The 12,767-nt window shown below is 69.7% G+C and carries 12 protein-coding genes; 7 read left to right on the forward strand and 5 right to left on the reverse strand.

The features are described 5' to 3' along the window. Positions 1-7 precede the first annotated feature (7 nt). The 4 genes from KXD97_RS09800 to eccE are packed head-to-tail and all read left to right on the forward strand — an operon-like array spanning position 8 to position 4,552. Positions 8-868 carry an ESX secretion-associated protein EspG gene (locus KXD97_RS09800; protein WP_260756529.1) on the forward strand — a complete coding sequence of 287 codons (861 nt, stop codon included), beginning with the start codon at positions 8-10 and terminating at the stop codon, positions 866-868. Further along, positions 856-2,316: a type VII secretion integral membrane protein EccD gene (gene eccD, locus KXD97_RS09805; RefSeq protein WP_260756530.1), complete on the forward strand. Its 1,461-nt coding sequence runs from the start codon at positions 856-858 to the stop codon at positions 2,314-2,316. Before KXD97_RS09800 ends, eccD begins: the two co-directional genes overlap by 13 nt. After that, on the forward strand, positions 2,316-3,671 hold the full coding sequence (mycP, locus tag KXD97_RS09810) for a type VII secretion-associated serine protease mycosin (RefSeq protein ID WP_313901368.1): 1,356 nt from the start codon (positions 2,316-2,318) through the stop codon (positions 3,669-3,671). Before eccD ends, mycP begins: the two co-directional genes overlap by 1 nt. Continuing rightward, complete coding sequence (gene eccE, locus KXD97_RS09815; RefSeq protein WP_260756531.1) at positions 3,668-4,552, forward strand: type VII secretion protein EccE; 885 nt, start codon at positions 3,668-3,670, stop codon at positions 4,550-4,552. The genes mycP and eccE overlap by 4 nt, the downstream gene beginning before the upstream one ends. On the opposite strand, the gene KXD97_RS09820 is transcribed toward eccE, so the two are convergent. Continuing rightward, positions 4,539-5,735, reverse strand: coding sequence for a S9 family peptidase (locus tag KXD97_RS09820; RefSeq protein ID WP_260756532.1), 1,197 nt, complete (start codon positions 5,733-5,735; stop codon positions 4,539-4,541). The genes eccE and KXD97_RS09820 overlap by 14 nt on opposite strands. Then, entirely contained in the window at positions 5,732-6,664 is a 933-nt protein-coding gene (locus tag KXD97_RS09825; protein WP_396884921.1) for an amidohydrolase family protein, read from the reverse strand. The genes KXD97_RS09820 and KXD97_RS09825 overlap by 4 nt, the downstream gene beginning before the upstream one ends. A gap of 44 nt (positions 6,665-6,708) precedes the next feature. Between KXD97_RS09825 and KXD97_RS09830 the strand changes: the two genes are divergently transcribed. Further along, a complete protein-coding gene (locus tag KXD97_RS09830; RefSeq protein ID WP_260756533.1) occupies positions 6,709-7,473 on the forward strand; it encodes a trans-aconitate 2-methyltransferase in 765 nt (254 codons plus the stop codon). Positions 7,474-7,477: 4 nt separating this feature from the next. Here the strand turns inward: KXD97_RS09830 and KXD97_RS09835 are convergent, their stop codons facing one another. After that, positions 7,478-8,281, reverse strand: a complete 804-nt coding sequence (locus tag KXD97_RS09835; protein WP_260756534.1) for a trehalose 2-sulfotransferase — start codon at positions 8,279-8,281, stop codon at positions 7,478-7,480. Positions 8,282-8,332: 51 nt separating this feature from the next. Next, complete coding sequence (locus tag KXD97_RS09840; protein ID WP_260756535.1) at positions 8,333-9,721, reverse strand: sulfatase; 1,389 nt, start codon at positions 9,719-9,721, stop codon at positions 8,333-8,335. A 106-nt stretch (positions 9,722-9,827) separates the two neighbouring features. On the opposite strand from KXD97_RS09840, the gene KXD97_RS09845 reads away from it, so the two are divergent. Beyond that, positions 9,828-11,336, forward strand: coding sequence for an HNH endonuclease signature motif containing protein (locus tag KXD97_RS09845; RefSeq protein ID WP_260756536.1), 1,509 nt, complete (start codon positions 9,828-9,830; stop codon positions 11,334-11,336). A 22-nt stretch (positions 11,337-11,358) separates the two neighbouring features. Further along, on the forward strand, positions 11,359-12,264 hold the full coding sequence (locus KXD97_RS09850) for an NAD(P)-dependent oxidoreductase (RefSeq protein ID WP_260756537.1): 906 nt from the start codon (positions 11,359-11,361) through the stop codon (positions 12,262-12,264). A gap of 7 nt (positions 12,265-12,271) precedes the next feature. Here KXD97_RS09850 and KXD97_RS09855 read toward each other — a convergent pair whose 3' ends face one another. After that, positions 12,272-12,754 carry a hypothetical protein gene (locus KXD97_RS09855; RefSeq protein WP_260756538.1) on the reverse strand — a complete coding sequence of 161 codons (483 nt, stop codon included), beginning with the start codon at positions 12,752-12,754 and terminating at the stop codon, positions 12,272-12,274. Positions 12,755-12,767: the final 13 nt, after the last annotated feature.

Genomic DNA, 12,767 nt, shown 5'->3' on the forward strand with positions numbered 1-12,767 from the left:
GGTAGCCGTGCACGCTAATGCCGTCGAGCTGAACGCCGACGCGGCCTGGTTTCTCGCAGACATCCTCGGGGCGGGAACGTTCCCGTGGGTGCTGGCGATCACGCCGCCCTACAGCGACCACTCACAGCGGGCACAGTTCGAGCGGGAACAGTTCGAGCGGCTGGCCCGGCTGAGCGTCATGACTGCCGACCGGGTGATCGATCCCGCGGTGGCGCGGTGGATCCGGGTGGTGTGCCGGCCCACGCAGTGGTTGGAGCTCCGATTCGTCGGGGAGCGCGGCGCGATGCTGCGCGGCATCATCGCCCGCGACGCCATGCGCACGGTCGTGGCGCTGCGCAGCGGCGGGCTGATCACCCTGACCGAGATGCAGATCGACCATCCACAGGCATTGGTTCCGGTGCTGACCGTCGGCCTGTCGGGGCGCGCGCCCGCGCGGTTCACAGAGTTCTCGCTGCCCGCCCGGGTCGGGGCCAAGGCCGACGACCAGATCCGCAGGGGTGCCACGGCGCGGGACCTGCTCGACTACCTCGGTGTCCCCCCGTCCGCGCGCCCTGTTGTGGTGGCCGCGTTCGAACAGGCCCGGACCTACGTCGAGATCGTGGCCGGTCAGCATCGCGACGGGCACCGCGTCAGCACCGACGTCGGTGTCAGCGTTGTCGACACCGCGGTGGGCCGAGTGCTGGTCAGTCCGACCAAAGCCCGTGACGGGGAGTGGATCTCGACGTTCACACCCGGGGAGCCGGTGGCCGTGGCCGCCGCCGTGGAGCGGCTGACCGCTGCGCTCCCGGACGGACCCTGGTTCCCCGACCAGTCCGTCACCAGAGACTTCGACAGCAGAAGCCAGAGAGAAGAGATATGCCACCGCTAGACACCAACACCCTCGGCCCGGCCGGCGCCGTGATGCCGATCGTCCGCGTCGCGGTCCTCACCGCCGCGGTGGGCGACGAGGACGCCGCGGACCGCGGCGGACGCATCACCGAGATCGCGCTGCCCGCAGATCTCCCGCTGCGCGAGATCGTTCCGGCGGTGCAGCGCATCGTGACGCCGAGCGACGACGACGGCACGGCAGGCCGACTCAGCCTCGCACCGATCGGCGGTGCGCCCTTCAGCCTGGACGCGACCTTGAACACGGTCGGTGTCGTCGACGGCGATCTGCTTGCGCTGCAGCCGATTCCAGCAGGTCCGCCGGCGCCTCGCATCGTCGAGGACATCGCCGACGCGGCGATGATCTTCTCGGCGTCCCGTGAGAAGCCCTGGGGACAAGGGCACATCCGGCGCGGCGCCACCGCGGCGGTGATCGCCCTGACCCTGGCGGCCACCGCCCTCGCCGTCGCCCACCGGGTGTTCACCGATTCGATGATCGGCCTGTTCGCGGTCAGCGCGGTCGCAGTCGGCGCCGTGCTGGGCGCGCTGGTGGCCCGGGCCAACTCGCCGCGGTTGGCCGCCGCGCTTGCCGCTGCGGCGCTGCCCTCGGTGGCCGCGGCCTTCACACTGGCAGTGCCCGGCGAATTCGGCGCCTCGAATATCGTGCTCGGCGCAGCCGGGGTGGCGGCGTGGTCGATCATCAGCATCACGGTCGGTGAGCGGGCCATCGCGTTGTTCACCGCCGCGGCGGCGTCCGCGCTCGGCGTGCTGCTGGTCTCCGCGGCGGCTGCGATCTGGACCCTGACGCCGGTCCACATCGGCTGCATCCTGATCGTGGTCGCGCTGATCGTCACGGTGCAGGCGGCGCAGTTGTCGGCCATCTGCGCCCGGCTGCCCGTGCCGGTGATCCCCGCACCGGGCGACCCCGCACCGTCGGCGCCGTCGCGCCGGGTGCTCGAGGACCTGCCGCGCCGCATCCGTGCGAGCGACGCGCACCAGACCGGGTTCATCGCCGCCGGTGTGCTGCTCGGTGTGGCCGGTTCGGTGTTCGTCGTGTGGCCCGGCGTCGCCGGCCAAGGCAGCACGTCGCCGTGGGCATGGTTCCTGGTCGGCGCGACCGCGCTCGGTGCGGTGCTGCGTGCCCGCGTGTGGGATTCGTCCTCCTGCAAGGCGTGGCTGCTCGCTCAGCCGTTCCTGATCTCGGCCGTGCTGTCCGCCGTCTTCGCGGCGGCCGGCCGATACGATGCGGCGTGGTGGGCTGCGGGCGCGTTCGCCGTCGTCGTCGCGGCGTGGGTGGTGGCGGCGTTGAACCCGCGTATCGCCGAACCGGAGACCTACTCCCTGCCGATGCGCCGACTGCTCGGCTTCGCCGCCGCCGCCGTGGACGCGTCGGTGATCCCGGTGATGGCCTATCTCGTCGGGCTTTTCGCCTGGGCGCTGAACGGATTCTGATGCGGCGTGCGAGTGCCGCGCTGGCGGTGACGGTCACGATGCTGGCGGTCGGTGCAGCGCCGGCCGGTGCCATTCCGCCGCCTCAGGTCGACCCCGCCACCCCCACCCCCAACGGCAGCGCGGGCCCGATCGGGGCACTGGCGCAACGCAATCCGTGTGTGACGAGCACCGCTATCCCGGGGACCGAGCCCTTTGCCTCTGACGTGAATGCGTCCGCGCTGAATCTGTCCCAGGCCTGGACCCACAGCAGGGGCGAGGGGCAGACCGTCGCGGTGCTCGACACCGGGGTCAGGCCCGGACCCCGGCTGCCCGACGTCGAGGCCGGCGGTGACTATGTCGCCTCCGGGGACGGCCTGACCGACTGCGACGGGCACGGCACGCTCGTCGCTGGACTGATCGCCGGACAGCCTGGCGCAGATGGCTTCTCGGGTGTCGCACCGGACGCACGCATCCTGTCGATCCGCGTGGCATCGCCGCGGTACGCGCCCCGTGATGGCGGTGAGGACCCGGCCCTCACCCGCGCGGCACTCGACACTCAGGCGATGGCGGCTGCGATTGTGCGCGCCGCAGACCAGGGCGCCCGGGTGATCAGCATCTCCGCGGTGACCTGTGTGCCGGTCGGCAAGAACTTCGATCAGGACGGGCTGGGCGCGGCACTGCGGTACGCCGCAGTCGACAAGGATGTGGTGATCGTCGCTGCCGCCGGCGACAACGGTCCCGCATGCGAATCCAATCCGCCCTCCGATCCGGCGCTGCCGGCGGATCCGCGCAACTGGTCCGGGGTTTCGGCCGTGTCGATACCGGCGTGGTGGCACGAGTATGTGCTGTCGGTCGGTTCGCTCGGATCCGACGGGCGGCCGTCGTCGTTCACGATGGCCGGGCCCTGGGTCGGCATCGCCGCACCGGGGGAGAACATCACGTCCGTGAGCAACGACGACACCGGCGGCCTGGCCAACGGCCTGCCCGCAGAACAGGACCGGATCGACCCCGTTCGCGGTACCGGCTATGCGACGGCATACGTGGCCGGCGTCGCGGCGTTGGTGCGCAGCAGGTTTCCGGAGCTGCCGGCACGGCAGGTGATCGAGCGTCTGACCGGTACGGCGCAGTCGGCGGCCCGATCCCCGTCGAACCTCGTCGGCGCCGGCCGGGTCGACCCCGTGGCAGCGCTGACCTGGAATGTGCCCGACACCAACGACATCGACCCCGCGGCGGTCAAGCCGATCGCCGCACCGCCGCCACCGCCGCCGCATGATCCCGTCCCGCGCGCGGTCGCGTTCACCGGGGCCGGGGTGCTGGCGCTCGTGGTGCTCGCCGTAGCGGTATCAAGCGCGAGAAGGAAGGAAACGTCGTCATGACCGTCCGGCTCACCCTGGCCGCGTTGCTCGTCGTACCGGCCGTGATGGCCTACCCGTGGCAGACCGTTCCACACCGATGGCTGCTCGGTGTGGCCGTGGTTGCGGTCATCGTCTTGTTCGCCCGCTGGCGCGGCCGGTATGTGACGACCATCGTCGGCCGGCGGTTGGCGATCCTGCTGCGGGGCGGACGGATCCGCGACGACTCCAGGTCCGACGAGTACGTCACCGTCGTGCTACGGCTTGAACCATCGGACACCGCCGAGCCTGCATTGACATTGGTGGCCGGCTACCTGGACCGCTACGGCATCAGGTTCGACAAGGTCCGCGTGACAAGCCGGGAGGCGGACGGAACCCGGATCACCTGGGTCGGACTCACCCTCGGCGCGGCCGGTAACATCGCGGCGCTGTCGGCCCGGTCGGCTGCTATCCCGTTGCGCGACACCGCAGAATTGGCGGCTCGTCGGCTCGCCGACCACCTGCGTGAGACCGGGTGGGAGGTGTCGGTCGACGATACCGCGGCGGTCCCGCTCCAGGATGAAGCCAAGGAGCGGTGGCGCAGTGTCGAGGACGGCCGGGGCTACCTCGCCGCATACGCGCTCGTCTCCGACGAACCACTCGACGACATGCTCTCGGCGGTCCGGGACCTCGACGCGGTCGAGCTCTGGACCGCTGTGGAATTCACCGGGGACAGAACGCGACCCGAGTTCGCGGCGGCCTGTGCCGTGCGCACCGCTCAACGACCGGGAGCCCGGGCGCCGCTGCCGGGGCTGAGCCCGCAACATGGCCGGCACGCCGCGGCGTTGGCGGCGCTGGCACCGGCTTCGGATCAGCGGTTGCCCGGTCCCACCCGCCCGGTGCCGCCGGTGCTCAGTCGAACATGAACCCGCCGAGGAAGCGGGTCATCCGGCGCAGGTAGTCGGGTTGGCTGACATGGAGCACGTGGTTGCCCGGGAACCAGTGGAAGGCGCACTGATCCCAGTGCCGCCACAGCATCTCGGCCTGCTCGGGTGGCGCCAGCCGGTCGCCGAGGCCGGCGATGATCAGCCGCCGGTCCTTCGGGACCAGCGGCCGGTAGTTCAGCGGCGACGAGTACATGGTGGCCGCGTCGACGAGCTCGGTGTCGGTGCGGGCGATCCAGTCCCGCAGCGCCACCACCTTGTTCGCGGGGAACCACTCGTCCACGGTGCGGTCCGGGGTGACGACCGGGACGTTCGGGATGACGGCCTGGACGCGGTCGTCGACGCTGGCGATCAGCGCCGAGGTGTATCCGCCCAGCGACATCCCGGTCAGCGCGATCCGGTCCACGCCGGTGAACTCGAGATAGTCGATCACCGAACGGAAGTCGTGCACCGCCTGCGCCATCGCCTCGGCGAAGCCCGCCATGCCGTGCGCGAAGTAGCCGTGCCCGCTGAACGGTGAGTACTTCTCGGCGCGCCGGCCGTGGAACGGCAGCGTGTACAGCATCACGTCGTAACCGCTGCGGTAGAACCAGGGCAGCGAGAAGAACAACCCGTTGAACAGGTATGCCGATCCCATGAATCCGTGGATCAGACACAGCGTCGGGCGCGGGCCGTCGTCGTGGCGCCAGTGCTGAGCGTGGACGACGTTGTTGCGGACGAATCCCGCGCACTGGTCGCGCAGTGCGGGGTTGACGGCCTGGAAGCTGCTCTGGAAGCGGATGTTGCGGACGTTGCCGCGCGCGACCCATTCCGCGACCGGATTGGCGGGCCGCGACGACACCCGGGGCGGCGACTGCGGCGCCGGGAACGAGGTCTGCGGATCCTGGGCGGCGGCGAGCTCGGCGTAGAAGCGCAGATGCTCACGCTCGGCCCTTGTGTCCGATCTGCGCAGGGCGCCGGCCACCGACGGCACCATCGTGGCGCTGAGCAGCGACGCGATCGACGTGCGCAGCGCCAGGTCGGCGATCGCGGACGAATCCACGATCAGGCGTTGCTGCCACGTCAGGTCGACCCGGCGCGGCAGACCGCGGGCGGTGGCGTCGGCGCCGGGGACGTCGGGAACCGGGATGAGCGGCGCCTCCACGGGAGCCTGCGATTCGGTCACGGCGCCGCCTTTCTCACCGGTTGCGGCCCGATGGTAGCCCCGGTGTCGGGCCCAGTTGGGCCGAACAACCGAACCCCGTTGTCGTGGAACACGTTACGCAGCCAGGAATCGTCCACCCCGGGCAACTCGGTGAGTGCGGACAGTGCATGTGCGTAGCCGTACGGGATGTTGGGGAAGTCGCTGCCGAACAGAATGCGGTGCCCCATGTCGCGGAGCCGGCCGTACTCGGCGTCCGGGAACGGCATCTTCTCCTCCATGAAGCCGGTGAACGCCATCGTCGTGTCCAGGTGCAGCTGCTCGAATTCGTTGCAGAGATCCAGGAACTCGCGATATTCCGGGCCACCCATGTGGGCGATGATCAGCCGCAGCCGGGGATGCCTGTCGAGGACGGCCCGAATCGGAGCGGGCCCGGTGTGCTGGCCGGGGGCCGGGCCCGATCCGCAGTGGATGACCACCGGGACGCCGGCGTCCTCGATCACGCCCCAGACGGCGTCGAGCAGAGGGTCCGCCGGGTCGTAGCCGCCGACCTGGACATGCGCCTTGAACACGCGGGCGCCGGAGTCGAGCGCGGCGGTGACGTACCGGGCGGCGCCCGGTTCGGGGAAGAACGTCGCGGTGTGCAGGCAGTCCGGGGTGTCCGCGGCGAAGCCGGCCGCCCACTGGTTCAGCCACGCCGCCATCTCGGGTTTGTGCGGATAGACCAGCGACGTGAAGGCCAGCACGCCGAACGAGCGCAGGGTGCGTAACCGGTCGTTCTCGTCGCTGCGGTAGGTGATCGGCCACGGCCTGCCGATCAGCGGACCCGCGTCGTCGAAGTACTGCCAGACCTTGTCCATCACGTTCTTCGGCATGAAGTGCGTGTGCACATCCACGATGCCGGGGAGGCCGAGAGCCTGCCATATCCGCCGGACCGATTCGGGTTCATCCATCGAGTCGATGATGACACCGCCGTGGGGGAGCAGAATCGGCGGGTATGTGGGACCCCGACGTCTACCTGAGTTTCGCCGACCACCGCGGGCGGCCGTTCTTCGATCTGCTGGCCCGGGTCGGGGCCGACGCCCCGCGCCGGGTGGTGGACCTGGGCTGCGGCCCGGGCAATCTGACCGGGGTGCTGCCCATGCGCTGGCCGGACGCGCAGGTGGCGGGCTGGGACACTTCTGCGGAGATGGTGGCCGCGGCGTGCGAACGTGGGGTAGACGCGCGTCTGGGTGATATCGCGGACTGGGCGCCCGAACCCGGCACCGACGTGGTGATCGCCAACGCCGCGCTGCAGTGGGTGCCCGGACACCGCGATCTGCTGGTGCGCTGGGCCGGGCAGCTGGAACCCGGGTCGTGGATCGCGTTCCAGGTGCCGGGCAACTTCGAGGCCCCGTCGCACGCCGCGATCCGGGAGGTGGCCCGTCGCGACCTGTTCGCCGAGGCGTTGGCCGACATGCCGTGGCGGGACGCGGACGTGGTGGGAACCCCGGCCGAGTACGCCGGTCTGCTCACCGACGCCGGTTGTGCCGTGGATGCCTGGGAGACCACCTATGTACACGAATTGCGCGGTGAAACACCGGTGTTGGACTGGATCACCGGTACCGCGCTGACCCAGGTACGGGAACGGCTGACCGAGGGCGCCTGGCAGCGGTACCGCGCCGAGTTGAGTCCGGTACTCGACGCGCACTACCCGAAACGCGCCGACGGAATCACGTTCTTTCCGTTCCGCCGGATATTCGTCGTCGCCCAGGTGAAGTGACCGGTCAGATCGGCAGCCCTTCCCTCTCCGCGTCGGCGCGGTACCGGTCGACCCATTCGTCAGAGCGTTGATCGGCCTGCCGTTCCAGTGCGGGCGGCGGGGCCAGACGCGGGTCCTGGCCGAGCTTCTCCAGCACCTCGGCGACGACCTGGGTCAGGTTGCGCCACAGCACCGGATACGGCACCTCCATCGGCTCGACGTTCTCCTCGGCGAACCAGTTACGCCACCCTGCCTCCTGCTCGCGCAGCATCCTGACGACGTGCGCGATGGCGCCGGCGTGGTATTCGGCGCGCGCGTCGCGGTTGGGGTCGGGCCGTCCGCGCCAGACCCGCGTCTGCACCGCGCGCCAGAACGAAATCGCTTGGGACACAACGTCGGGGCGGTGAACGTGAATCAGCACTGGGTCGCTACCGACGACGTCACGGATCGCCGACAGCAGTCCGGTGCCGGAGCGGTCCGGCAGACCCGCGGCCCGCTGGAGCAGCAGCGGGGTCTGGTTCCACATCAGCTTGCCGCCCCACACCCCGTTCGGCGTACGCCCGACGGTGCGGATGTAGTCCCGCCAGATCTCCGGTGGCGCCAGGTCGGGCTTGCCTTCGTCGGTGGGATCCAGCAGACGCAGGATCGACTCGTCCTCGACGCCTTCGAACCACTGCCGCGGCTGGGGTGACTGACTCGTGGTCGGGAGGTACTGGAAGAACTCGCCGGGCTCGCCGGCGACGCCGGTGGCGCGCAGGGATTCGACCAGCAACGTGCTGCCGCTGCGCTGAGACGCGAGCACGAGATACGCCGTCGAACTGGCTGACATGCGCGAGAGCTTAACCGGAAACCGGGAGCGCGGCAGCCCTGGTATTTGCGATCAGCGTGAGTCGAACTCTTGCGTGGAGCTGCGAGCGTGGTCGATGCCGCGCTCAGCGGCATTCGCTGAGCGGCTTGGGATTTGGATCCCCTGAACTCGCGCATACGTCTGGGTGTAGCGGTCGGCGATACGGGTGCCCACGAAGTCCGACGGAATGACGTCCTTGACCTGCTGTCGCCAGGCGTCGAGCAGAAGTGCCAACTCGGTGCTCACGGCGTCGGCGGTATCGCTGACCTCTGCGCCCAGCAAATTGTGTTGCTCGGTGGGATCGTTGGTCAGGTCGTAGAGCTCACGTTCAGGACGCGGGGTTCGTACCCGCGGCCCGACTTCACGCCCCGGCGCGCTGTCGGCGATGTCCCACGGCAGGTCGAGAAGCGGTCGCGGCGCGTAGTTCTCGATGTAGCTGTACTCCTTGGTGCGGACGGCCCGGATCGGGTCGAACGAGTCGTGGTAGGTCTTCATCGTGTAGACCGCAGTCCTGACCGGCTGCTCGTCGGGAGCCGTCAATTGCATTGCGTGCGAGAGTCCTTCGACGTCCGGCGGAACGTCGAGGCCGAGCAGCTCGAGCAGGGTCGGGACCAGGTCGACACCGCTGAACAGTTCCTCGTAGACCCGAGGTGTGACGTCGGCGTTCCGGGGCGGCCGGACGATCAGTGCGACGCCGGTGCCCGCGTCGTAGAGCGTGGACTTGGCACGGGGCAGCGCCGGCCCGTGGTCGGTGACGAAGACCACCCAGGTGCTGCGGTCCAGGCCGGTGGCTTCCAGCGTGTCCAGCAGCTGGCCGACGGCGGCGTCGGCGACGGAAATCGATCCGTAGAAGTCCGCGAGATCCTGGCGGACGTCGGCGGTGTCGGGGAGGTATTCGGGCAGGGAGACCGCGTGCGGGTCGGCCGGCTGGTAGCGGTCGTGGGGGTAGGGCCGGTGCGTCTCGAAGAACCCGGCGGTGAGCAGGAACGGCTTGTCCGGCGGGTCGGTGAGCCAGCGGGTGGCCTGCTCGACGACGTACTCGCAGTACGAGTTGGACACATCGAACTCCTCGAAGCCGAGCCGGTCCGGGAACGACGTCTCGTGCTGCATTCCGAAAAGAGCGGTGTACCAACCATTCTCACCGAGGATGTGCGGCAGGGTGCGGACTCCCGCGCGGTACTCCCAGCCGTGATGCGCGAGCCCGACCAGTCCGTTGGATTGGGGGTAGCGGCCGGTGAACAGCGACCCTCGGGACGGGCTGCACAGCGGGGCGGTTGCGTGGGCGGCGGTGAAAAGGACGCCCTCTTCGGCCAGTCGGTCAAGCCGGGGGCTATGGACGTCGGCGTGGCCGTAGGCGCCGAGATGGCGGCCGAGGTCGTGCCAGTGCACGAGCAGGACGTTGTCTCGGTGCGGTGTGGTCACGGATGCCCTTTCCGTCGCGACGGCGCGTTATCCCCAAACCCGAATCTATCCACAGCCGGATAAGTTGGCCGTCTGGGTGGGCCTGAGGCCCACTACTATCGAAAGCATGTTCGAAGAACTGGCGGCCGAAGCGCTGCGGTCGCGTGGTGCCGCGGCGATCGGCGCGTGGGCGCGCGCGGAGAACGCGGCGGTGGCGCGCCGGCTGTCCGCGATGGCGGACGTGCTGGAGTCGAAGCTCGCCGACAAGGACAGCGCCGAGCGCGAGCAGTGGTGCCTGGACAACTGGGATGCGGTGTCGGCCGAGGTGGCCGCGGCGCAGAACGTTTCGCCCGGCGTGGCCTCCAACGAGCTTCTCGACGCATGGTCGCTGCGGCAACGGATGCCGCAGGTGGCCGAAGTGTTTGCTTCCGGCGCGATCTCGTACCGGCTCGCCAGAGCTGCGGTGAGACGCACCCGGCTGATCGCCGACCCGGACGCCAGGGCGAAGGTCGATGTGGAGATCGCTGCTCAAATCACCGCGTGGGGATCGCTGTCGAAGGCCAAGCAGGAGAGCGAAATCGACTACTGGGTCGACCGATTCGACCCTGCCGCTGTGGTGCGGGCGGAGGGCTCGTCGAGGTCGTGCCATGTCGATGTGACACCGGCCGAGAACGGTTCCGGAGTGTGTTACGTCGAGGCGGTCCTACATGAGCATGACGGAGAGGCTCTTGATCGTCGGCTCGACGAGTTGGCCGGCAGCGTCTGCAACCGAGACCCCAGAAATAGGGATCAGCGACGAGCGGCGGCGATAGGGGCGATGTCGGCCAAGGCGGACCGCTTGACGTGTCTGTGCGGCACCGATGACTGCCCAGCCGCGGGGCGTGCCCCGAGCGCGGTGGTGGTACTTGTGATCGCCGAAGAAGAGAGCCTGAGCGACGACACCCCGTTCAGCGCCCACGGCGAGCACGTGCCCGAGCCCGAGCAACGAACGGGCCGGGATTTGCTTGCTTCTCCCGAGGGGTGGGGCCCGGCGAAGACCAATCCGGGGATGACCCTCGGGGGAGCGGTGCTGCCGGCGCCGCTGCTGGCGGCCGTGGTGGCCAAGACGGCGACGATCCGGCGGCTGATCCATCCGGGACAGTCACCACCGGAGTCGCGGTACGTCCCGTCGGCGAAGCTGGCCGACTTCGTTCGCTGCCGCGACATAACGTGCCGGTTCCCGGGCTGCGACGTGCCTGCCGATCGTTGCGATCTGGACCATACGATTCCCTATCCGGTGGGCCCGACACAGGCGTCGAACCTGAAAGCGCTGTGCCGAAAACACCACTTGCTCAAGACTTTTTGGGGCTGGCGCGATGTCCAGTCCCCGGACGGCACCGTCGTGTGGACGTCGCCGGGCGGCCAGGTGGTGACCACCCGGCCGGGAAGCAGGGTGCTGTTCCCGGCGCTGTGCCGGCCGACAGCTCCCGTCGATGTCGCCGCGTCCGATCGGGTGCCGACCCCTGGTCGGCTCTCCGGTCTGGGCATGCCGCGGCGCACCCAGACCCGCGTCCAGGCACGAGCCCAGCGGCTCGCCGAGCAGCGCCGCGAGAACGAGGCGCTGCTGGAACCCCGGAACGGGGGCCCGCCGTGCTGAACCGCGGGCTAGCGTGACGAGCATGCGGGTCTTCGTCACCGGCGGCACCGGAGCAATCGGTGGGTATGCGGTGCCCGCGTTGGTCGCCGCCGGTCACGAGGTGACGGCCATGGCGCGCAGTGAAGCGAAAGCGCAGGCGCTGCAACGGCAGGGCGCCACGGCGGTGCAGGTGTCGCTGTTCGACCGCGACGCGCTGACTGCGGCGTTCCGCGGGCACGCCGCAGTGGTGAACCTGGCGTCGTCGTTGCCGTCGACCGAGCGCTTCATGCTGAAGTCGGCATGGAAGGAGTGCCACCGGATCCGGATCCAGGGGTCGGCGACACTCGTCGACGCGGCGATCGCGGCGGGCGTCGAGCGCGTGGTGCAAGAGTCGGTGTCGATGATCTACCGCGACGGTGGCACCAGGTGGATCGACGAGACCTGGCCGGTCGACCACTACCCGATCGCGGTGGGAAACCACGGCGCCGAGGCGAGCAGTCGCAGGTTCGGCCAGAACGGCGGTGCGTCCATCATCCTCAGATTCGGGTTCTTCTACGGACCAGGTGCGGCCCACAGCGAGACGATCATGGCGCTGGCCCGCCGCCGCATCGCGTTTCAGGCGGGACGGCCCGACAGCTACATGTCCTCAATACACCTGGCCGACGCGGCCGCGGCGGTCGTCGCCGCCCTGGAGGCAGCGCCCGGCACCTACAACGTCGCCGACGACTGCCCCGTCACCGCGAAACAGAACAGCGCGGCGATGGCAGCTGCCGTAGGCGTCAAACCCTGGCTGCACCCGCCGGGCCGGACGGCACTGCTGGCGGGGGATCGCGCGACCTCGATGACCAGGTCACTGCGAGTGAGCAATGCGCGGCTGCGCGCGGTGACACCGTGGCGGCCGAGATACCCGAGTGTGTGGGACGGCTACCGGGTGATGGCGGTGGCCTGACGGCTGCCTACGGGTGGTACGGCACCCCGACGGCACGGAACACGAATTCCGGCGGCACGTCATAGGCGAGCGTCCTCCGGGGCAGTCGCGCCAGTACGTCGGGAGGAATGCGCTCCTTGTAGTGCAGCGACAGCTCCCCGGAGCAGCGCGGGTCCACGGCGGCGACATCCACGTCCAGCATCAGCCCCGTTTCTGACAGTTCGGCGGTCACCGCGCCGGATTGCGGGGCGTCCCAACGCACGTCGATGGTCCGGCCCGCCAGCTTGGGCAGCGACGACAGCGTGGCCAGCACCCGTTCCTCGGTCACCACGAGTGAACCGACATAGCTGGCGATGCTGCCGCTGGAGCGCAGCCCGGGCACGGCGCCCCGGAACCGGCGCGTCACAGCCACGTACTCGGACAGGAACAGCACGCCCTCGGCCTCGACCTCCGCGCGCAACGCGCTGGGAAGCTTGCCGATTCGGAACAGCTTCCGCAGAAATACGGCCATGTCCGAACGGTAG

It is taken from the genome of Mycobacterium sp. SMC-8 (genome assembly GCF_025263565.1).
Taxonomy (GTDB): domain Bacteria; phylum Actinomycetota; class Actinomycetes; order Mycobacteriales; family Mycobacteriaceae; genus Mycobacterium.